This is a genomic window from Pseudomonas sp. R3.Fl, assembly GCF_023516765.1.
Taxonomy (GTDB): domain Bacteria; phylum Pseudomonadota; class Gammaproteobacteria; order Pseudomonadales; family Pseudomonadaceae; genus Pseudomonas; species Pseudomonas citronellolis.
The window spans coordinates 1,050,437-1,069,727 of sequence record NZ_JAMGSO010000001.1; the positions used below are offsets into that span (position 1 = coordinate 1,050,437).

The 19,291-nt window shown below is 69.0% G+C and carries 17 protein-coding genes; 4 read left to right on the forward strand and 13 right to left on the reverse strand.

Annotated elements, in window-relative coordinates:
• Window positions 1-26: 26 nt before the first annotated feature.
• A complete protein-coding gene (locus M8R19_RS04235) occupies window positions 27-2,294 on the reverse strand; it encodes an Orn/Lys/Arg family decarboxylase (RefSeq protein ID WP_249917116.1) in 2,268 nt (755 codons plus the stop codon).
• A 518-nt stretch (window positions 2,295-2,812) separates the two neighbouring features.
• Between M8R19_RS04235 and M8R19_RS04240 the strand changes: the two genes are divergently transcribed.
• Both M8R19_RS04240 and glpD read left to right on the forward strand, forming a co-directional pair.
• Window positions 2,813-3,568, forward strand: a complete 756-nt coding sequence (locus tag M8R19_RS04240; RefSeq protein ID WP_043266861.1) for a DeoR/GlpR family transcriptional regulator — start codon at window positions 2,813-2,815, stop codon at window positions 3,566-3,568.
• A gap of 141 nt (window positions 3,569-3,709) precedes the next feature.
• Window positions 3,710-5,248, forward strand: a complete 1,539-nt coding sequence (glpD, locus tag M8R19_RS04245; protein WP_249917117.1) for a glycerol-3-phosphate dehydrogenase — start codon at window positions 3,710-3,712, stop codon at window positions 5,246-5,248.
• 6 nt (window positions 5,249-5,254) lie between these two features.
• On the opposite strand, the gene M8R19_RS04250 is transcribed toward glpD, so the two are convergent.
• The 5 genes from M8R19_RS04250 to glnH are packed head-to-tail and all read right to left on the reverse strand — an operon-like array spanning window position 5,255 to window position 9,359.
• On the reverse strand, window positions 5,255-6,157 hold the full coding sequence (locus tag M8R19_RS04250; RefSeq protein ID WP_074983652.1) for a MurR/RpiR family transcriptional regulator: 903 nt from the start codon (window positions 6,155-6,157) through the stop codon (window positions 5,255-5,257).
• Window positions 6,157-7,212, reverse strand: coding sequence for a C45 family autoproteolytic acyltransferase/hydrolase (locus M8R19_RS04255; protein ID WP_245322932.1), 1,056 nt, complete (start codon window positions 7,210-7,212; stop codon window positions 6,157-6,159). Before M8R19_RS04255 ends, M8R19_RS04250 begins: the two co-directional genes overlap by 1 nt.
• A 10-nt stretch (window positions 7,213-7,222) precedes the next feature.
• Window positions 7,223-7,945 carry a glutamine ABC transporter ATP-binding protein GlnQ gene (gene glnQ, locus M8R19_RS04260; protein WP_009619208.1) on the reverse strand — a complete coding sequence of 241 codons (723 nt, stop codon included), beginning with the start codon at window positions 7,943-7,945 and terminating at the stop codon, window positions 7,223-7,225.
• Window positions 7,942-8,598, reverse strand: coding sequence for a glutamine ABC transporter permease GlnP (gene glnP, locus M8R19_RS04265; protein WP_249917118.1), 657 nt, complete (start codon window positions 8,596-8,598; stop codon window positions 7,942-7,944). The genes glnQ and glnP overlap by 4 nt, the downstream gene beginning before the upstream one ends.
• Before the next feature lie 17 nt (window positions 8,599-8,615).
• Complete coding sequence (gene glnH / locus M8R19_RS04270; RefSeq protein ID WP_249917119.1) at window positions 8,616-9,359, reverse strand: glutamine ABC transporter substrate-binding protein GlnH; 744 nt, start codon at window positions 9,357-9,359, stop codon at window positions 8,616-8,618.
• Between the two features lie 366 nt (window positions 9,360-9,725).
• Between glnH and M8R19_RS04275 the strand changes: the two genes are divergently transcribed.
• Together M8R19_RS04275 and M8R19_RS04280 are read left to right on the forward strand one after the other, a co-directional pair.
• Window positions 9,726-11,054: an aspartate aminotransferase family protein gene (locus M8R19_RS04275; RefSeq protein WP_249917120.1), complete on the forward strand. Its 1,329-nt coding sequence runs from the start codon at window positions 9,726-9,728 to the stop codon at window positions 11,052-11,054.
• A gap of 9 nt (window positions 11,055-11,063) precedes the next feature.
• Entirely contained in the window at window positions 11,064-11,627 is a 564-nt protein-coding gene (locus tag M8R19_RS04280; protein WP_249917121.1) for a carboxymuconolactone decarboxylase family protein, read from the forward strand.
• A 725-nt stretch (window positions 11,628-12,352) separates the two neighbouring features.
• Here M8R19_RS04280 and M8R19_RS04285 read toward each other — a convergent pair.
• The 7 genes from M8R19_RS04285 to M8R19_RS04315 form a co-directional block, all read right to left on the reverse strand.
• Complete coding sequence (locus tag M8R19_RS04285; protein ID WP_116423816.1) at window positions 12,353-13,432, reverse strand: PAS domain-containing protein; 1,080 nt, start codon at window positions 13,430-13,432, stop codon at window positions 12,353-12,355.
• A 102-nt stretch (window positions 13,433-13,534) separates the two neighbouring features.
• Complete coding sequence (locus M8R19_RS04290) at window positions 13,535-14,239, reverse strand: type 1 glutamine amidotransferase (protein ID WP_116423815.1); 705 nt, start codon at window positions 14,237-14,239, stop codon at window positions 13,535-13,537.
• 163 nt (window positions 14,240-14,402) lie between these two features.
• Window positions 14,403-14,744: a ribonuclease E inhibitor RraB gene (locus M8R19_RS04295; RefSeq protein ID WP_009619201.1), complete on the reverse strand. Its 342-nt coding sequence runs from the start codon at window positions 14,742-14,744 to the stop codon at window positions 14,403-14,405.
• Window positions 14,745-14,980: 236 nt separating this feature from the next.
• A complete protein-coding gene (locus tag M8R19_RS04300; RefSeq protein WP_249917122.1) occupies window positions 14,981-15,880 on the reverse strand; it encodes a DMT family transporter in 900 nt (299 codons plus the stop codon).
• Between the two features lie 106 nt (window positions 15,881-15,986).
• Window positions 15,987-16,748 (reverse strand): SDR family oxidoreductase, encoded by a 762-nt coding sequence (locus tag M8R19_RS04305; protein ID WP_249917123.1) that lies wholly within the window; start codon window positions 16,746-16,748, stop codon window positions 15,987-15,989.
• On the reverse strand, window positions 16,748-17,689 hold the full coding sequence (locus M8R19_RS04310; protein ID WP_249917124.1) for an alpha/beta hydrolase: 942 nt from the start codon (window positions 17,687-17,689) through the stop codon (window positions 16,748-16,750). The genes M8R19_RS04305 and M8R19_RS04310 overlap by 1 nt, the downstream gene beginning before the upstream one ends.
• Entirely contained in the window at window positions 17,673-19,148 is a 1,476-nt protein-coding gene (locus M8R19_RS04315) for a flavin-containing monooxygenase (RefSeq protein WP_249917125.1), read from the reverse strand. Before M8R19_RS04315 ends, M8R19_RS04310 begins: the two co-directional genes overlap by 17 nt.
• Between the last annotated feature and the right edge of the window lie 143 nt (window positions 19,149-19,291).

A 19,291-nucleotide genomic window follows, 5' to 3' on the forward strand; every position in this document is an offset into this window, starting at 1 on the left:
AGGTCCCGTCGCCCTGGACGACGGAATCAGCTGTCGGCATTTTCCACGATGCACTCAACGGTATAGCAGCGCCGGCCGTCCACGTCCTGCACCTGCAGGCCATGCACATCGGAATCGAAACCGGGGAAGTCGTGTTCGAAGGTCCGGGCGAAGGCCAGGTAGTCGAGGATCGAGCGCGTCGCCTCGGTGAAGCGCTCACCGGGCATGATCAGCGGGATGCCCGGCGGGTACGGCACCAGCATGACCGCGGCGATGCGCCCTTCGAGCTGCTCGATGGGCACCGCCTCGACCTCGCCGCGCACCAGCTGGGTGTAGGCGTCGGCCGGGCGCAGCGCCAGTTCCGGCAGGATGGTGTACATGCGGCGCATGGCCTTGGCCGTGGCGTGCTCGCGGTAGCAGGCGTGCAACTGCTCGCAGAGGTCGCGCAGGCCCATGCCGGCGTAGCGCGCCGGGGCGGCCTGGAGCACGCTGGGCAGCGCCTCGGACAGCGGCGTGTTGCCGTCGTAGCTGCGCTTGAACTCCAGCAGCTCGGTGACCAGGGTGCTCCACTTGCCCTTGGTCACGCCCATGGAGAACAGCACCAGGAAGGAGTACAGGCCGGTCTTCTCCACCACCAGGCCGCGCTCCCAGAGGAAGCGGCCGACCACCGCGGCGGGAATGCCGTGTTCTTCAAGACGCCCGGCGGCGTTCAGGCCCGGGGTGGCCAGGGTGACCTTGATCGGGTCGAGCAGCACGTAGTCGTCTTCCACCTCGCCGAAGCCGTGCCACTCGGCGTCGGGCTCCAGCAGCCAGTCGCGGGTGCGCACCTCGTCGGTGCCCTCCACGCCCGGCGGCTGCCACACGCAGAACCACCAGTCGCCGGCCGCCAGGTTCTGCTGCACGTTGGCCAGGGCGCGGCGGAAGCTCAGGGCCTCGTCGAAGGTCTCCTGGATCAGCGAACGCCCGGCCGGCCCTTCCATCATCGCCGAGGCCACGTCCAGCGAGGCGATGATGCCGTACTGCGGCGAAGTGGAGATGTGCATCATGAAGGCTTCGTTGAAGCGCGCGCGGTCCAGGCGCCGCTTGCCGCCGTCCTGCACGTGGATCATCGAGGCCTGGCTGAAGGCCGCCAGCATCTTGTGGGTGGAATGCGTGGTGAACACCAGCGGGCCGTCCTCGCCGCGGCTGGTGGCCATGCCGTAGCGGCGGTCGTAGAACTCGTGGAAGGCGGCGTAGGCGTACCAGGCCTCGTCGAAGTGCAGCACCTCGACGCTGCCGTCCAGGGCCTGCTTGATCAGCTCGGCGTTGTAGCACAGGCCGTCGTAGGTGGAGTTGGTCACCACCGCCAGCCGCACCTTCGGCTCGCGGTCGCGGGCCAGGGGGTTGGCGGCGATCTTCGCGGCGATCGACTCGCGGCTGAACTCGGACAGCGGGATGTGCCCGATGATGCCCAGCTCGTTGCGCTCCGGGCACAGGTAGAGCGGGATGGCGCCGGTCATGATAATCGAGTGCAGCACCGACTTGTGGCAGTTGCGGTCCACCAGCACCAGGTCGTCGCGGCTGACCATGGAGTGCCAGACGATCTTGTTCGCCGTGGAGGTGCCGTTGATGACGAAGAAGGTGTGGTCGGCGCCGAAATTGCGCGCGGCGCGGGCCTCGGCTTCGGCGAGCGGGCCGGTGTGGTCCAGCAGCGAGCCCAGCTCGGGCACCGAGACGGACAGGTCCGAGCGCAGGGTGTTCTCCCCGAAGAACTGGTGGAAGGCCTGCCCCACCGGGCTCTTGCGGTAGGCCACGCCACCGCCGTGGCCGGGCGTGTGCCAGGAGTAGTTGGACTGCGCGGTGTGCTCCACCAGGGCGCGGAAGAACGGCGGCAGCAGGCCCTCCAGGTACTTGCGCGCGGCCCGCGAGACCTGGCGGGCGAGGAAGGGCACGGTGTCTTCGAACAGGTAGAGGATGCCGCGCAGCTGGTGCAGGTCGGCCATGGACTCGGCCGGCGCGTTCTCGATGGTCATCTGCTCGCCGAGGGCGAAGATCGGCAACTGCGGCGCCCGCACCCGCGCCACGCGGATCAGCTCGACCACGTCCTGCAACAGACGCTGGTTCTCCCCCGCCCCCTCGGCGGCAACCAGGATGCAGGCCAGGCCATGGTGGGTGGAGGCGACGATGCGCCCCTCGGTGGCGCTGGCGGTGGAAAGGATGCTGAAGCCGTCCAGCTCCAGCTCGCGGGCGATGCCACGGACGCGGTCGCCGGCGACGGTGTCGGCCTTGATGTCGCGGTGGACGATGAGGATGGGGAATTTCAGATCTTTATACATTGTGAGCCCCGAATGCTGACGGAGGCTTTCCGTCGATCCCCTGCAGCGTATGGGCTTACATTCCGCAGGGGAATAGGGTCGGCTGTTGGCTATAAGAATAGGTCGCACGGGCGAAAGGCGGGGCCGGGGAGGTCGGCTTCAAGAGCGCCCTCTCCCCAGCGCGCGGAGGTTTCTGCGGAAATCCGTACGGCGTTATCCGCTGAATCGCGGACGGAGTCCGCTCCTACGGTTCCAGGAGGCACAGGCGTAGGAGCAACTGTCTTGCCGGCTGCAGCGAGACGCTTTTCGTAGGATGGGTTGAGTCTTGGCGAAACCCATGCGGTTGCGGTGATGGGTATCGCTTCGCTCAACACCATCCTACGAAAAGCCATGCTCGCTCATGCGGTAGGAGCGGACTCCGTCCGCGATTGGATTCACCGGCTACGCCGGACACCCCGGTGGCACGAACACCCCCACATGACAGCCCCGCCCCACTCCGGCATCCTTGACCCTCCGCCCCGCCCCCCACGAGAGCGCAGATGAACCTGCCCCCCCGACAGCAAGACATCCTCGACCTGGTCCGCGAACGCGGCTACCTGAGCATCGAGGAGCTGGCCCAGCAGTTCGCCGTCACCCCGCAGACCATCCGCCGCGACATCAACCAGCTCGCCGAGCGCAGCCTGCTGCGCCGCTACCACGGCGGCGCGGCCTGGGATTCGAGCATCGAGAACACCGCCTACAACACCCGCGCCGACCAGATGCGCGACGAGAAGCAGCGCATCGCCGAGGCGGTGGCGGCGCAGATTCCCGACGACGCCTCGCTGTTCATCAACATCGGCACCACCACCGAGGCCATCGCCCGCGCCCTGCTCGGCCATCGCCACCTGAAGATCATCACCAACAACCTGCACGTCGCCGCCACCCTCAGCGCCAAGGACGATTTCGAAGTGCTGGTGGCCGGCGGCACCGTGCGCGGCGACGGCGGCGTGGTCGGCCAGGCGGCGGTGGACTTCATCGAGCAGTTCCGCGCCGACTTCGCCCTGGTGGGCATCAGCGGCATCGACGAGGACGGCAGCCTGCTGGACTTCGACTACCAGGAAGTGCGCGTCTCCCGCGCCATCATCGACAACGCCCGGCAGGTGTTCCTCGCCGCCGATTCCAGCAAATTCGGGCGCAACGCCCTGGTGCGCCTGGGGCCGATCGGCCTGGTCGACCGCCTGTTCACCGACGCCGCGCCGCCGCCCGCCGTGGCGCGCCTGCTGGCCCAGCACAAGGTGCAGCTGGAGCTGGTCTGACGCGGCTTGTGTTCGAATACGAAAATCCCCGGTAAATCAGCCGAATGGCTGGGCTTCAGCCTGGCCATCCGGCGTTCTCTCGCCTATCATATTTTCGAATTCGAACGAATTTATGTTCATTTCCAGCCAAGAGGACGCCCCATGAGCCATTCCCACAAGCGCTCCGCTCCCCTGGCTGAGGTCTACGACCTGGCGGTGGTCGGCGGCGGCATCAATGGCGCGGGCATCGCGGCGGACGCCGCCGGGCGCGGCCTGCTCACCTTCCTTTGCGAACAGCACGACCTGGCCAGCCACACCTCCTCGGCCAGCAGCAAGCTGGTCCACGGCGGCCTGCGCTACCTGGAGCACGGCGAATTCCGCCTGGTGCGCGAGGCCCTGGCCGAGCGCGAGGTGCTGCTGGCCAAGGCGCCGCACATCGTCCACCCGCTGCGTTTCGTGCTGCCGCACCAGCCGCACCTGCGCCCGGCCTGGATGATCCGCGCCGGGCTGTTCTTCTACGACCACCTGGGCCGGCGCGAGAAGCTGCCCGCCTCCCGTAGCCTGCGCTTCGGCGCCGACAGCCCGCTGCAGGAACATCTGCGCCGCGGCTTCGAGTATGCCGACTGTTCCGTCGACGACGCCCGCCTGGTGGTGCTCAACGCCATGGCCGCCCGCGAGCGCGGCGCCCACGTGCACCCGCGCACCCGCTGCGTCAGCGCGCGGCGCAGCAAGGGCCTGTGGCACCTGCACCTGGAGCGCGACGACGGCAGCCTCTACTCCATCCGCGCCCGCGCCCTGGTCAACGCCGCCGGGCCCTGGGTGGCGCAGTTCCTCCGCGACGACCTGCGCCAGCGGCCGCCCTACGGCATCCGCCTGATCCAGGGCAGCCACCTGGTGGTGCCGCGGCTGTACGAGGGCGAGCAGGCGTACATCCTGCAGAACGAGGACCGCCGCATCGTCTTCGTCATCCCCTACCTGGGGCGCTTCACCCTGATCGGCACCACCGACCGCGAATACCTGGGCGACCCGGCGAAGGTGCAGATCAGCGACGAGGAAACCGGCTACCTGCTGGCGGTGGTCAACGCCCACTTCAAGCGCCAACTGCATCGCGAAGACATCCTCTGGAGCTTCTCCGGGGTGCGCCCGCTGTGCGACGACGAGTCCGACGAGCCGTCCGCCGTCACCCGCGACTACACCCTGTCGCTGCAGGGCGCGCCAGGCGAAGCGCCGTTGCTATCGGTGTTCGGCGGCAAACTGACCACCTACCGCAAGCTGGCCGAGGCCGCCCTGGCCGAGCTGGCGCCGACCTTCCCGCGCCTGGGCCCGGCCTGGACCGCCGATGCCCCGCTGCCCGGCGGCGAAAACATGAGCAGCCCCGAAGACCTGGCCGTCGAGCTGCTGGCCAAGCACCCCTGGCTGTCGGCCGGCCTGGCGCGGCGCTGGGCCACCAGCTACGGCACGCGCAGTTGGCGCCTGCTCGACGGGGTGAAGGGCGAAACCGACCTGGGCGAACACCTGGGCGCCGGGCTCTACGCCCGCGAGGTGGACTACCTGTGCCGCGAGGAATGGGCCGAAGGCGCCGAGGACATCCTCTGGCGTCGCAGCAAGCTGGGGCTGTTCCTCGATGCCGCGCAGAAGCTGCGCCTGGCCGAGTACCTGGCGCGCGAACATCCGCGCAAGGCGAACGTGCAGGTAGCCTGAGCAGGCTCAGAGCGACGCGTTCAACTCGCTGATCAGCGCTTCGCGGTGCTTGAGCGAGGCCAGTGCGCTCTCGCCCAGGCGCCCGGCCACTTCGCTGAGCAGGCCCTGGGCCAGGAGCATGAAGGCGCACATGCTGTTGCTGTAGAACAGGCTGTGGTTGGGCACGTAGAAGCTGTGCGCCGCCACCCGCGCCAGCGGCGAACTCGAAGAATCGGTCAGGGCCACCACCTCGATGCCGTGGCGCGCCGCCACTTCGGCGGTGGCCAGCACGCTCGGCGTATAGGGGAAGCAACTGGCGACCACCAGCACGTCGCCGGCATCCAGCTGCGCCAGGGCATCGGCCACGCCCTGGCGGTTGGAGTCCAGCGCCGCCACGTCGGGGCGCAGCATGCCCAGGCCGTAGGACATGAACAGCGCCAGCGAGGTGAACTGGCGCATGCCGTGGATGCGCACGCGGCGCGCGCCGGCCAGCAGCTCCACCACGCGGGCGAACACTTCCGGCTCCACCTGCTCGATCAGGCTGGCGATGTTGGCGCTTTCCTGCCGGCCCAGGCGCGTCAGGCGCGACAGGGTGCTGTCGGCGGGGGTCAGCAGCAGGCGCGAGGCCTGGTCGCTGTAGAAACTCTTGCCCTCGGTCAGCTCGCGGCGGAACACGTCCTGGAACTTGCTGAAGCCGCCGTAGCCCAGGCGCTGGGCCAGGCGCGAGAGGGTCGAGGCGTTGACCCCCAGCTGCTCGGCCAGCTCGCTGATGGACGACACCGCGGTGCGCTGCGGCGCCTCGATCAGCGCCGTCAGCACGCGGCGCGAGCTGGCGCCCAGGGAGATGCCCGCCTCGCCGCGCTCGATGTCCTCCAGCAGTTGCTTGAGGGCTCCCAGGTTGTCGGGCAGGGCGGCGGGCGCTTGGCTCATCATGCAGGTCCAGGTGCGGGGTGGGGACGGACACTGCCCCGGGCCTCGACCTCTCGGGTGTCGGGCTGGCAGTGGACGCGCCATTCTACCGAGTTCGCCCCGATGCGGAACACGGCCGTGGCCAGGGTGTTCTCCTCGTCCGGGTCGTCCGCCGCGCGGCGGTACACCGGCAGCCCGGCGTCCGCCGTGTCGCGCAGGATGGCCAGCGCCCGCTCCTCGTCCAGCAGCGCGGGCGCCCCGGCCAGCAAGGCATCGACGCGCAGCTGGCGGCTGCCGGAACTGCCGGTGATGCGCTGGCCGGCGGCGTCCAGGCCGGCATCCAGCAGGTGGTTGGAATGCCCCGCCGGGTGCTGGATTTCCCGCACCGCCACGCCAGAGGAACAGGCCTCGACGCTGAACAGCCGGCTCGCCCCCACCTGCCCCAGGGCATGGTGGAAGGCGCCGGCGCGCCCCGCCGTGGACAGCACGGCGACCGCCTGCGCCAGGCTCCCGGCATCCAGCACCGCCCGGGCCAGCACCTGGCGCGGCAGGCCCGCCGGGATGGCGCGCGGGCGGATGTTGTTGACCGTGCTGACCAACCCACGCTCGTTCACCGCGAAGGTGTGGCCGGGGATCGAACCGGGATAGACGAAACTGGTGAAGCCCAGCCCCTGCTCGGGCTGCGCCTGGAGCAGGCCGCAGAAGCCGTCGAGCGCGGGCAGGCCATCCTCGTTGTGGGCGATCAGCCAGCCGCCTTCGGCGGGGCCGAACACCGTGGTGCAGCCGTCGACGCTGGCGTCCTGGACGAAATCGCCGCGGCAGTTCCACAGGAAGACCTCTTCCAGCGGCAGTTCCAGGCCGTCGGCCAGGCCGCGCAGTTCGTCCCAGATACGCGGGAACTGCGCCTGGACCTGCGCCTGCATATGCTGCACCGCGGTCGAACCGGCCCGCGCCGCCAGGCTGCGCCACAGCGGCAGCGGGCGCAGGCGCTGGTGCACCGCGTCGCGGCCGAAGCGGCCCAGGCCCAGGCCGATTTCGTAGGCGCTGCCGGAAAGGTTCAGGGGGCTCAGGCTCATGGGGCGACCTTCAGGCGACATGTTGCAGGAACTCCCGCAGGCGCGGGCTGGTGGGGTTGCCGATCAGGCTGGCGGGCTCGCCGTCCTCGGCGATGCGGCCCTTGTCGATGAAGATCAGCCGCGAGGCGACCTTGCGCGCGAAGTCGATCTCGTGGGTGACGATGACCATGGTCATGCCCTCCTCCGCCAGGTCCTTCATCACCTGCAGCACCTCGTGGCGCAGCTCCGGGTCCAGCGCCGAGGTCGGCTCGTCGAACAGCATCAGCTTGGGCTTCACCGCCAGGGCGCGGGCGATGGCCACGCGCTGCTGCTGGCCGCCGGAGAGTTCCGACGGGTAGTGCCCGGCGCGCTCGGACAGGCCGACCTTGGCCAGCAGCTCGCGGGCCAGCGCCTCGGCCTCGGCCTTCTTCGCCCCGCGCACGCGGATCGGGCCGAAGGCCACGTTCTCCAGCGCGGTCATCTGCGGGAACAGGTGGAACTGCTGGAACACCATGCCCGCCTCCTGGCGGATCAGGCGTTCGTCCACCTTGGGATCGTTGACCTCCATGCCGTCGACGAACAGCTCGCCGCCGGTGATCACCTCCAGCTTGTTGATGCAGCGCAGCAGCGTGGACTTGCCCGAGCCGGAAGGGCCGATGATCACCACCACCTCGCCGGAACCGATCTTCAGGTTGATGTCGTGGAGCACCTCGGTCTGGCCGAAGTGCTTGGAAACCCGCTTGAACTCGATCATAGGATCTTCAGCCTCGACTCCATGCGCCGCAGCACGTAACTCAATACCAGGGTGATGACCAGGTAGATCACCGCCACCGCCGACCAGATCTCCATCGCCCGGAAGTTGCCGGCGATCACCTCCTGGCCCTGGCGGGTCAGCTCGGCCACGCCGATGACGATGAACAGCGAGGTGTCCTTGATGCTGACGATCCACTGGTTGCCCAGCGCCGGGATCATCCGCCGGAAGGCCAGCGGGGCGATCACGTAGCGCAGGGTGTCGCGCCCGGACAGCCCCAGGGCCAGCCCGGCCTCGCGGAACCCGCGGTTCACCGAGAGCAGCGCGCCGCGGGTGATCTCGGCGATGTAGGCGCCGGAGTTGATCATGATGGTGACCACCGCCGCGCTGAACGGGTCGATGCGCACCGGGATCATCAGCGGCAGGGCGAAGTAGATGAACATCACCTGGACCATGATCGGCGTGCCGCGGATCAGCTCGACGAACACCAGCGCCAGGCGGCTGGAGAAGAAGCCGCCGTAGGCGCGGCCGACACCGGCCAGCAGGCCGATCACGGCGCCGCCGGCAAGGCCGAGGATGGAAATCCACAGGGTCAGCCGGGCGCCCTCGAGCAGCACCGGCAGCGCGTCCCAGATGGCGGACCATTGGAAATGCATGGGGTTCTACCTCCGGCTCACTTGGGATCGGTGCCGAACCACTTGCGGTAGATCTGCGCATAGGTGCCGTCGGCGCGCAGCTTCTTCAGCGCGGCGTTGACCGGCTCGCGCAGCTCGCTGCCCTTGGGGAAGCCGATGCCGTACTGCTGCGCCATCATCTGCTCGCCGACGGCCTTCACCTGGCCGTCGCCGGCGGTCTTGATGTAGTAGAGGACGTTCGGCGTGTCGTGCATGGCGGCGTCGACGCGGCCGGTGCGCAGCTCCAGGTAGGCGTTGTCGATGTTGGGGAACTGGCGCAGGTCGGCGGCCTTGAGGTTGGCCTTGGCGTAGTCCGCCGCCGAGGTGCCGCTCTTCACCGCCAGGCTCTTGCCGGCGATGTCGGCCTCGCCCTTGATGCTGTCGTTGTCGGCCTTGACCATCAGCAGGAAGCCGCTGTCGTAGTAGCCGTCGGAGAAGTCGATGACCTGCTTGCGGTCTTCCTTGATGGTGATGCCGGCCAGCGCGGCGTCGACGTTGCGAGTCTGCAGCGCGGGGATGATGCCGTTGAAGTCCATCGGCTTGAGCTGGTAGGTGACGCCCATCTCCTTGGCGATGGCCGCCCACAGGTCGATGTCGAAGCCCACGTACTTGTCGCCCTGCTTGAACTCGAAGGGCACGAAGGCGGTGTCGGTAGCGATCAGCAGTTCCTTGTCGGCGGCCATGGAGCTGGCGGCGGCGAGCAGGGACAGCGCAGCGAAGGAGGCTTGAAGCAGCTTTTTCATGCAGGTCTTCCTCTTGCAGGTCAGTGGATGCGCCTCGCCTGGGACGGGGCGCGCATTAGCGGCAGTTCGATCGCAACGGGCCGGGGCCCGGACTTTATTGTTTTGAGCGGCTAACCCACGGAAGGGGCTGCATGCACAGGGTGCTTTTTCGCAAAATAAACATGCAACAAAATCGATTGCAAGTATTTTTCTCACACCTTGCCGGGGCTTTGCGGACGAGAGCCAGGCGGAATTTCGCCTGGAGCTTCTCTGTTTCGCCATTTTCAGCCCATCGGGAACTGTCCGGGCTGCGCAACGGGCGCGCAACAAAAGATTGCCAAGATAAAAAATGCAATTAATATTTGCGCAATCACCCCGGAGGTCACCATGAGCCACGTCCTGCACCGCAGCCTCACCCAGTCCTACCCCACGGCCGTCCGCGGCGACGGCGCCTACCTGATCGACAGCGAAGGCCGCCGCTACCTGGACGCCAGCGGCGGCGCGGCGGTGTCCTGCCTGGGCCACAGCGACCCGGCGGTGATCGAGGCGGTGCGCCGGCAGGTCGGCACCCTGGCCTATGCCCACACTTCCTTCTTCACCACCGAGCCCATGGAACAGCTGGCGGACTTCCTGGTCGCCCGCGCGCCGGCGGGCATGCGCTCGGTGTACTTCGTCAGCGGCGGCTCCGAAGCGGTGGAAGCGGCGCTCAAGCTGGCCCGCCAGTACTTCGTCGAGATCGGCCAGCCGCAACGCACGCACCTGATCGCCCGCCGCCAGAGCTACCACGGCAACACCCTCGGCGCCCTGGCCACCGGCGGCAACGCCTGGCGGCGCCAGCAGTTCCAGCCGCTGCTGATCGACGTCAGCCACGTCAGCCCCTGCTACGCCTACCGCGACCAGGCCGCCGGGGAGACGCCCGAAGCCTATGGCGAACGCCTGGCCCGGGAGCTGGAGGCGGAAATCCTCCGCCTGGGCGCGGACAAGGTCATGGCTTTCGTCGCCGAGCCGGTGGTGGGCGCCACCCTCGGCGCGGTGCCCGCGGTGCCCGGCTACTTCAAGCGCGTGCGGGAAATCTGCGACCGCCACGGGGTGCTGCTGATTCTCGACGAGGTCATGTGCGGCATGGGCCGCACCGGCAGCCTGTTCGCCGCCGAGCAGGAAGGCATCGGCGCCGACCTGATCACCATCGCCAAGGGCCTGGGCGCCGGCTACCAGCCGATCGGCGCCACCCTGGTGAGCGAGCGCATCCACAATGCCATCGCCCAGGGCTCGGGCTTCTTCCAGCACGGCCACACCTACATCGGCCACGCCACCGCCTGCGCCGCGGCCCTGGCGGTGCAGAAGACCATCGAGGAACGCGGCCTGCTGGCCCGCGTGCGCAGCCTCGGCCTCGACCTGCAGCAGCGGCTGCAACAGGCCTTCGGCGCCCACCCGCATATCGGCGACATCCGCGGCCGCGGGCTGTTCCAGGGCCTGGAACTGGTGGCCGAGCGCGACAGCAAGGCGCCCTTCCCCGCCGAGGCGAAGCTGCACGCGCGGATCAAGAAGGCCGCCATGCAGGAAGGCCTGCTGTGCTATCCCATGGGCGGCACCCTGGACGGCCGCAACGGCGACCACATCCTCCTGGCGCCGCCCTTCATCCTCGAAGCGGCGCAGCTGGACGAACTGGTGGACAAGCTGCAGCGCGCCATCGACCAGGCCATCGGCAGCCTCTGAGGAAAGCCCATGAAGATCACCTCGCGCCTCACCCCGCTCACCGACGAGAACATGGACGACGAGCAACGCCGCGTGCTGAGCGACATCCTCAGCGGCCCGCGCGGCAACCTCGACGGCCCCTTCCTGGCCTGGGTGCACAGCCCGCAGCTGGCCGACAGCGCGCAGAAGCTGGGCGCCTTCTGCCGCTACGGCACGCGCCTGGAACTGCGCCTGAGCGAATTGGCGATCCTGCTTACCGCGGCCTGGTGGCAGTCCCAGGCGGAATGGCAGATCCACGAGCCCATCGCGCGCCAGGCGGGGCTGGCCGAGGGCGTGATCGAAGCGCTGCAGCGTGGTGGGGAACCGCCTTTCGAGCGGGACGATGAATGCCTGGTCTATCGCCTGGGGTGGAGTCTCTATGCCACTAAGCGGATCGAGCAGGCGCTCTATGACGAGGGTGTGGAGGCGTTCGGCGAGGCCGGGATGGTGGAACTGGTGGGCATCTTCGGTTACTACGCGCTGGTGGCCATGACCCTCAATGCCTTCGCGGTGCACCGCGAGACGGAGGCGCCGCTGCCCTTCGCCGAGCCCTGAGCGCCGGCCCTGCCGGCGCAATCGCGGATGAATCCGCTCCTACAGGGACGACGGCGTATAACCGCGAACGGTTATACGCCCTACCCCATCCCACACCATTCCCCTGCGTGCGCAACTGACTTGCAGGCCGCGCCGGAGCGCTTTTCGTAGGAGCGAGCTTGCTCGCGAATAAGCCCTGCAGCGGAATCTGTTCGCGAGCAAGCTCGCTCCTACGAAAAGCCGTGCGTCCTGGAACCGTAGGAGCGGACCTTGTCCGCGATGGCCGGAGGTATCGGCGCAATTCGCGGATGAGATCCGCTCCTACGCTGCCCCACCCACACCATCCCCCCGTAGGAGCGCGCCCTGCGCGCGATATCGCGGGCAGGGCCCGCTCCTACAGATTGCCGGGAAGCACGGTATTCATCCCCCACAGAAGCAACTGCCTTGCAGGCCGCGCCGAGGTACTCTTCGTAGGAACGGACCTTGTCCGCGATGGCCGGAGGTATCGGCGCAATTCGCGGATGAGATCCGCTCCTACGTTGTTTTCTGGGTTATTCCCCTTCGGGCCAGCGCAAGCGCTGTTCGCGATGGAGCCGCGTCCCGCGTTCGCGGGAATGACGTCGGAAAACACGAATCTCAATCCCGTCATTCCCGCGAACGCGGGAACCCAATAGACAACCGCCCCACCCACGCCATTCCCCTGTAGGAGCGCGCCCTGCGCGCGAAATCGCGGGCAGGGCCCGCGCCTACACGGCCAGCTGCGCCTCCAGCTCGGCGATGCGTGCCTGCAGGCGTTCGCGTTCGGCGCGGGCCGGGCCTATGTCTTCGTAGACGCTGATCAGGTGCTCCGGCAGGCCATCCTGGCGGCGGCGTTGCAGCGAGGTGCGGGCGCGCACCCAGACGTAGCGGCCGTCCTTGCGCCGGCAGCGCTTCTCCACCACATAGCGGTCGATCTCGCCGGCCAGCATGCTGCGCAGCAGCTGCAGGTTGCGCTCCAGGTCGTCGGGGTGGGTGAGTTGCTGGAAAGTCATGCCGTAGAGCTCCTCGGCGCTGTAGCCGAGCAGTTCGCAGAGGCTGCCGTTGACGCGCTGCCAGGTGCCGTCCAGGCCGATGTAGGCCAGCGCGCCCCAGGTCAGCTCGAAGATGGCGCGGAAGCGCTCCTCGCTGTTGCGCAGCTCTTCCTCGGCGGCCATGCGCGCGGTGTTGTCCATGCTGATGCCGACTATCTTCACCGAGCGCCCGGCGCTGTCCTTGACTACCCGGGCGCGGGAGGCGATCCAGCGCAGCTCGCCGTCCGGGCGGTAGATGCGGAAGTCGCACTCGCAGCCGCTGCCCTCGGCGATGGCCTGGTCGTACATGGCGCGCATGGCGGCCACGTCCTCGGCCGGCAGGTGCGGCCAGAAGTCCTGGTTATGGCTCACCGGCCAGCCATAGACCTCCTCCACGTTGGGCGAGTAGGTCACCTCGTCGCTGATCAGGTTCCATTCCCAGGTGACGATGCGCGCGCTCTCCTGGGCCAGCTTCATGCGCGCCTCGCTCTCCATGATCTCGGCGGTGTAGCGGCGGCGCACGTCGGTCATCGGCAGTTCGATGGGCTCCAGCGCCTGCAGGTCGCGCACGGCTTCCTCGCCGTAGCGCAGCCAGATCCAGTTGACCTTGAGGAAGGCGGCCAGCTTGCGCAGGTTGTCGTAGTCGATCTCGCCGCCGCGCGTCCACTTGTGCACCGCGGTGCGCGAGATGCCCAGCGCGGTGGCCACGGCCTGCAGGGTCAGCTTGTTGAGCTCGAGCAATTCCTTGAGGCGGAAGGCGAAGCTGTTTTCCGTCATGCGCGGTCCTGTCCTGGAAGAAGCCTGGAGCCGCAGTATACACAGTTGTAAACCACCGGATTACAGCAAACCCCGGGGCGCACGGCCGTGCGCCCCGCCCGCTCACGCCAGGCCGGCCAGCTTCAGCCAATGGGCGTAGAAGCCCTCGGCCACGCGGTTCAGTTCAGCCACCTTGCGCGGCAGGTCGGCGAGCATCACCTCGGCGCTTTCCTGGCTCGGCTGGCTGGGGTCCAGGTACTGCGGCCAGCCGTTGATCCAGCCGCTGACCAGCTCCTCGGTCATCTCCGGGTGGCCCTGCAGGCCGAGGACGAAGCCGCCCCAGGAGAAGCCCTGGTTGGCGCACCAGGGGCTGGACAGCAGGTGCTCGGCGCCCTCGGGCAGCTCGAAGGCATCGCCGTGCCACTGGTAGATCGGGAATTCCTCGGGCAGGTGCGCCAGCCACGGACTCGCGGACTCCAGGCGGCGCATCGGCTGCCAGCCCATCTCGGTGTAGCCCTGCTGGCGGATCGACGCGCCGAGGGCCTTGGCCAGCAACTGGCCGCCCAGGCAGTGGCCGATCAGCGGCACCCGGCGCTCGATGAAACGGCGCAGCGCCGCCACCTCGGTGCGCAGCCAGGGCAGGTCGTCGTTCACGCTCATGGGGCCGCCCATGATGGCCACGGCCTTCGGGCGCTCCAGGTCGTAGCCGTCCAGCTCGCCGTGGTCGGCGCGGCGCACCTCGAAGCCCAGGCCGGCGCGGTCGAGCACGCGGGCCAGGTGGCCCGGCGGGCAGAAGTCGGCGTGGGTCAGGATCAGGATATCGGTCATGCTTACCTCCGCGCGGCAGTCTGCCGCAAAAGGCGCGCGACCATAACCCCCAGCGCGCCCGCGGGCAGGCCCGCACCGCCTTCCGGCGGCGCGGGCGCATTGGGTTCATGGGAGTGGGAAGCCACCGGCCGACGCGGCCTGGCGGCGAGACGAACGTGTTGGATCAGGGACGCAGGCTGCTCACTTCCTGGGTAACCCCCCAGCCGTCGAGCACACCTCCGAGCGGCGCCACGACTTCCTCCAGGTCGTGTTCGAATGCGCCGATCGCCGCGTGGGTGGCGAACATCACCTTGCTGATCTGCAGGTTCCAGCCACCGTCGGAACGGGCTTCGACCTGGGCCCTCAGGGATTCGCCGCGGAATTGCCGGGCGGCCTGGCGGGCGTTCTGTTCATCGGGAAAGATGGCGAAGAAGTCGATGGGATGAATGCGGGCGAAATCGAAGCCCCCTTCCTTCATCCGGCGCAGCACATTGACACTGATATCCTCCGAGAGGGGCTTTTCCATGGTACGCACCTCCTTTCGAGACGTTCAGGGTTTCACCTAGTTTCCCAGCCGATGCGGGCCCGGCTTGCAGCCGAACCCGCGGCGGGCACTTCGCTGTGCCACAGGAAACGCCAAAAATGCTTCAACGTCCCCCAATTGGTCGCCAAAGGTCTTGAACTGGCAGGCAGGAAGGCCCGTCTGCCGGCGACCAACAGTTTCAGCGTAGCGTCTATGCAGGCCGAATGCCGCCCTACCGGTCAGTCGGTACGTTCGGCGGCGACGGGCGGCAGCGCCGCGGGGCGCGTCGCCAGCAGCAGGGCCGCCAGCACCAGGGCCATGCCCAGGGCGTGGCTGGCGCCGAAACGCTCGCCCAGCAGGCTCACGCCGACCAGCGCCGAGCCCACCGGCATCAGCCCGGTGAACAACCCGGCGGTGCTGGCCGGCACCCGGGAGATGCCGCGGTACCACAGCAGGAACGACAGCACGCTGGCGCTCAGGGCGTAGAACAGCGTCCAGCCCCAGGTCGCCGTCGGCACCGCGCGCCAGTCCAGCGCCCGCGCCTCGGGCAGCGCCAGGGGCAGGAACAACAGCAGCCCGGCGAGGTTGACGCCCAGGGCCATGGTCCAGGGGTGCAGGTGCAGCGACAGGCGCCGCGAGTAGATGGCGAACAGCGCCTCGGCGAGCACGGCGCCCAGCACCAGGGCATTGCCCGGCACGCCGCTCTGGCCGCCCGCCGGGCGCTCCAGCAGGTTCAGCGCGGCGATGCCCAGCACCGCCAGGGCGATGGCCAGCAGGCCGCGCAGCTCCAGGCGCTCGCGCAGCCACAGCCAGGCCAGCAGGGCGATGACGCTGGGCGTGGCGCTGGTGATGATGCCGGCGCTGGTCGCCGAAGTCAGTTGCACGCCATGCAGCATGCACAGGCTGAACAGGAAGCAGCCGAAGAAAGCCTGCAGGAACAGCCCGCGGCAGGCGCCGCTATCCAGCCCCGCGCGCACCCGCGGCAGGGCCAGGCCGGGCAACAGCACCAGGCTGGCGATGAGGAAGCGCAGCAGGGCGAACAGGTAGACGGGCAGCTCTTCCAGCACCAGCTTGCCGATGGCGATGTTGCCGCCGACCAGCAGCATCGACAGGGCCAGGCAGAAATAGGCGAAGGGCATGGCGGCTTCCTTGCGGCGGGCGAAGGGAAAGGCGGCCGACTTCCTACGGCCGCGGACCAGCCCTACAGCATCCGGGCTGCACCCCATGGGTGCAAGCCCCTTTCCGTCACTCGCGGCTGAGCCAGCCCATCACCCAGCGGTTGAGAGCCGGCGGCGACAGCTGGCCGGACCAGTACATCGCCCGGAACAGCGCGCCGATGGGCCGGTGCACCTTGTCGCTGTGGGCCTGGCGCCAGGCCGCCGCGGCGATGTCCTCGGCCTTCAGGCGCACGCCCAGGCGGCGCAGCACCGGCGGCTCGTAGCCCTGGCTGGTGACCATGGGCGTGCGCACGAAGGGCGGCATCAGGTCGGCGACGCGGATGCCATGGCGCCGCCACTCCAGCTCCAGCGCCTCGGTGAAGCCGCGCACGGCGAACTTCGAGGCCGAGTAGGTGGCCATCTCCGGCACCCCATACAGCCCCGAGGCCGAGCCCATGTTCAGCACCTGGGCGCCGGGGGTGGCCTTGAGGTGCTCGAAGGCGGCATGGCAGCAGTTGAGCAGGCCCTGGACGTTGATCGCCAGCAGGCGGGCGTGGTCCTGCGCGGGAATTTCCTCGAAGCGGCCGAAACGCAGGATGCCGGCGCAGTTGAACAGCAGGCGCAGGCGACCATCGCCGGCGCCGACGAAGTCCGCCAGCGCCTCGCGCACCGCCGCCGCATCGGTCACGTCCAGCGCCCGCTGCCAGGCGCCGCCCAGTTCGGCGGCGAGCCCGGCCAATGCCTCGGCGTTCAGGTCCAGCAGGCCGACGCGCCAGCCGCGGGCATGGAACAGCCGCGCGCTGGCCGCGCCTATGCCGGAGGCCGCGCCGGTGATGAGGATGCTGTGCATCAGCGCCCTCCCCCGAGGTGCCGGCCGAGGAAGCCCGCCACCTCGCCCAGGGCCTGGTCGGCGATGCGCAGCACCCCGGCGTGGGCCTGGAACACGTGCCAGCAGTCGCGGTAGCGCTGCAGGGTGACGTCCACTCCCCGCTTACGCGCCGCGCCGGCCAGGCGCAGGCTGTCGTTGCGCAGCACTTCGTCCTCGCCGACCTGGATCAGCAGCGGCGGCAGCCCGGCCAGGTCGGCGAACAGCGGCGACAGCTGCGCCGAGTCGCGCGCCACGCCGGGCGGGCAGAACATCGCGATGGCGCTTTCCACCCAGGCGCGGCTGATCAGCGGGTCGCCGGCCTTTGGCTGGTGCCACTGGGTGCAGCTGACGTCGGTGACCGGCGAGAACACCACCAGCGCGCCGGGCAGCGGCAGGCCGCGCTCCTTCAGCGCCACAGCCAGTTGCAGGGTCAGGTGGCCGCCGGCCGAATCCCCGGCCACGGCCAGCCGCGCCGGGTCCTGGCCGCGCGCCAGCAGCGCCTGGTACACCGCCAGGGCATCCTCCAGCGGCGCCGGGAAGCGGTGTTCCGGGGCCAGGCGGTAGTCCGCCGCGCACACGTCGAGGCGGCCCAGGCGCGCCAGGTTGGCGGTGATCGCCCGGTGCGTGGCCGGCGAGCCCACCAGGTAGGCGCCGCCGTGCAGGTAGAGCAGCGTGCGGCCTTCGCCCTGGCCCGCGCGCTGCCATTCGCAGGGCACCCCGGCGATGACTTCCGCGCTGCGCTGCACACCGCGCGGGGTCAGGGTCGCGGCGGTGAGCGCATTCAGCACCCGGCGCTGCATCGGCACCGGGATCGACGGGCGCATCAGCCCGCGGAACAGCAGGCGCAGGGTGCCGCGCAGCAGGCCGCTGAGCAGGCGTTGCGAGGTGGAAACGGGCGGTGCGAACTCAACGGGCGCATTCATAGTCGGCGAACTCCGGCTGGCGGGTCTGTTGGCGGTAGCGGAAGGTGAAGCCCGGCCAGTTGTTGGTGTTGCGGCCGGCGGCGGTCTTGTACCAGCTGTCGCAGCCGCTCTCCCACACGGTGTGCTGCAGGCCGTGCTGCAGGGCCTGGTTGTAGGCGCGCTGCACCTCGGGCTTCACATCCAGGTAGCGCAGTCCCTGGCGGTCCAGGTGGCGCAGGCAGGCCAGCACGTAGGGGAACTGGCTCTCCAGCATGTAGACGATGGAGTTGTGCCCCAGGTTGGTGTTCGGCCCGTAGAGGATGAACAGGTTGGGGAAGCCGGCGACGCTGATGCCCTTGTAGGCCTCGGCGCCCTCGGCCCAGGCCTGCTCCAGCCAGCGCCCGCCCAGGCCCTGGACGCGCAACGGGGCGAGGAACTCGGTGGCGGCGAAGCCGGTGCCGAAGACGATGGCGTCCACCGGGTGGCGCTGGCCGTCGCGGGTGACGACGGCGTCCTCGGTCACCCGCTCGATGCTGGTGTCGATCACCCGCACGTTGTCCCGCGCCAGCGCCGGGTAGTAGTCATTGCTGATAAGGATGCGCTTGCAGCCCAGCGGGTAGTCCGGGATCAGCCGCCGGCGCAGCTGCGCGTCGGCGATGCCGCGACGCAGGTTCAGGCGGAAGCTCAGCTGCATGAACTTCATCAGCGGCGGGAAGGTGGAAAAGGCCAGCACCCGCGCCTCGTGCTGCAGATACTTGAGGCCACGGTCCAGGCGCTGCAGCCAGGGCAGGCGCGCCTTCAGGCGGCGCTCCCAGGCGGCGTAGGGGCGGTCCGGCTTGGCGATCACGTAGGGCGCGCTGCGCTGGAACAGCAGCAGCTCGGCCACCTGCGGGGCGATACGCGGAACGAACTGGATGGCGCTGGCGCCGGTGCCGATCACCGCCACGCGCTTGCCGCGCAGGTCGGCGCGGTGGTCCCAGCGCGCCGAGTGGAAGGCCACGCCCTTGAAGCCGTCGAGCCCGGCGATGCGCGGGTACAGCGGCCGGCTCAGCTGGCCGGTGGCGCAGACCAGGGCGCGGGCGCGCAGCGTCTGGCCGTCGGCGCAGCACACCTGCCATTCTCCGGCAGCCTCGTCGAAGCTGGCATCCACCGCCTCGCAGCCGAAGCGGATGCGCTCGCGCAGGCCGTACTTGTCGGCGCAGTGGCGCAGGTAGTCGAGGATTTCCCCCTGCGGGGCGAACTTGCGGCTCCAGTCGGCCTTGGGCTCGAAGGAGAAGGAATACAGGTGCGAAGGCACGTCGCAGGCAGCGCCGGGATAGCTGTTCTCGCGCCACACGCCGCCGACGTCGGCGGCCTTTTCGAGGATCAGGTAGTCGTGGATGCCGGCCTGTTGCAAGCGGACGGCCAGGCCCAGGCCGCCGAAGCCGGCGCCGATGATCAGCACGCGCAAGGGTGCCGGATCACGGGAAGTATTGTGCATTGTTGTGCTCCCGGTTTGGCTGGACGGCGGCCGCGCGGGGCCTGCCGTCATCCGCCGCGCTGGCGGATGAGCATAGGCTAGTGCCGCCGGCGGCGCCGGTTTATGGCATAGTCGGACATTAAATTGTGATTTCCGGACAAGAC

Coding starts and splice junctions, on each gene's coding strand:
- M8R19_RS04235 (WP_249917116.1), bottom strand. CDS start 2,294: ATGTATAAAGATCTGAAATTCCCCATCCTCATCGTCCACCGCGACATC.
- M8R19_RS04240 (WP_043266861.1), top strand. CDS start 2,813: ATGAACCTGCCCCCCCGACAGCAAGACATCCTCGACCTGGTCCGCGAA.
- glpD (WP_249917117.1), top strand. CDS start 3,710: ATGAGCCATTCCCACAAGCGCTCCGCTCCCCTGGCTGAGGTCTACGAC.
- M8R19_RS04250 (WP_074983652.1), bottom strand. CDS start 6,157: ATGAGCCAAGCGCCCGCCGCCCTGCCCGACAACCTGGGAGCCCTCAAG.
- M8R19_RS04255 (WP_245322932.1), bottom strand. CDS start 7,212: ATGAGCCTGAGCCCCCTGAACCTTTCCGGCAGCGCCTACGAAATCGGC.
- glnQ (WP_009619208.1), bottom strand. CDS start 7,945: ATGATCGAGTTCAAGCGGGTTTCCAAGCACTTCGGCCAGACCGAGGTG.
- glnP (WP_249917118.1), bottom strand. CDS start 8,598: ATGCATTTCCAATGGTCCGCCATCTGGGACGCGCTGCCGGTGCTGCTC.
- glnH (WP_249917119.1), bottom strand. CDS start 9,359: ATGAAAAAGCTGCTTCAAGCCTCCTTCGCTGCGCTGTCCCTGCTCGCC.
- M8R19_RS04275 (WP_249917120.1), top strand. CDS start 9,726: ATGAGCCACGTCCTGCACCGCAGCCTCACCCAGTCCTACCCCACGGCC.
- M8R19_RS04280 (WP_249917121.1), top strand. CDS start 11,064: ATGAAGATCACCTCGCGCCTCACCCCGCTCACCGACGAGAACATGGAC.
- M8R19_RS04285 (WP_116423816.1), bottom strand. CDS start 13,432: ATGACGGAAAACAGCTTCGCCTTCCGCCTCAAGGAATTGCTCGAGCTC.
- M8R19_RS04290 (WP_116423815.1), bottom strand. CDS start 14,239: ATGACCGATATCCTGATCCTGACCCACGCCGACTTCTGCCCGCCGGGC.
- M8R19_RS04295 (WP_009619201.1), bottom strand. CDS start 14,744: ATGGAAAAGCCCCTCTCGGAGGATATCAGTGTCAATGTGCTGCGCCGG.
- M8R19_RS04300 (WP_249917122.1), bottom strand. CDS start 15,880: ATGCCCTTCGCCTATTTCTGCCTGGCCCTGTCGATGCTGCTGGTCGGC.
- M8R19_RS04305 (WP_249917123.1), bottom strand. CDS start 16,748: ATGCACAGCATCCTCATCACCGGCGCGGCCTCCGGCATAGGCGCGGCC.
- M8R19_RS04310 (WP_249917124.1), bottom strand. CDS start 17,689: ATGAATGCGCCCGTTGAGTTCGCACCGCCCGTTTCCACCTCGCAACGC.
- M8R19_RS04315 (WP_249917125.1), bottom strand. CDS start 19,148: ATGCACAATACTTCCCGTGATCCGGCACCCTTGCGCGTGCTGATCATC.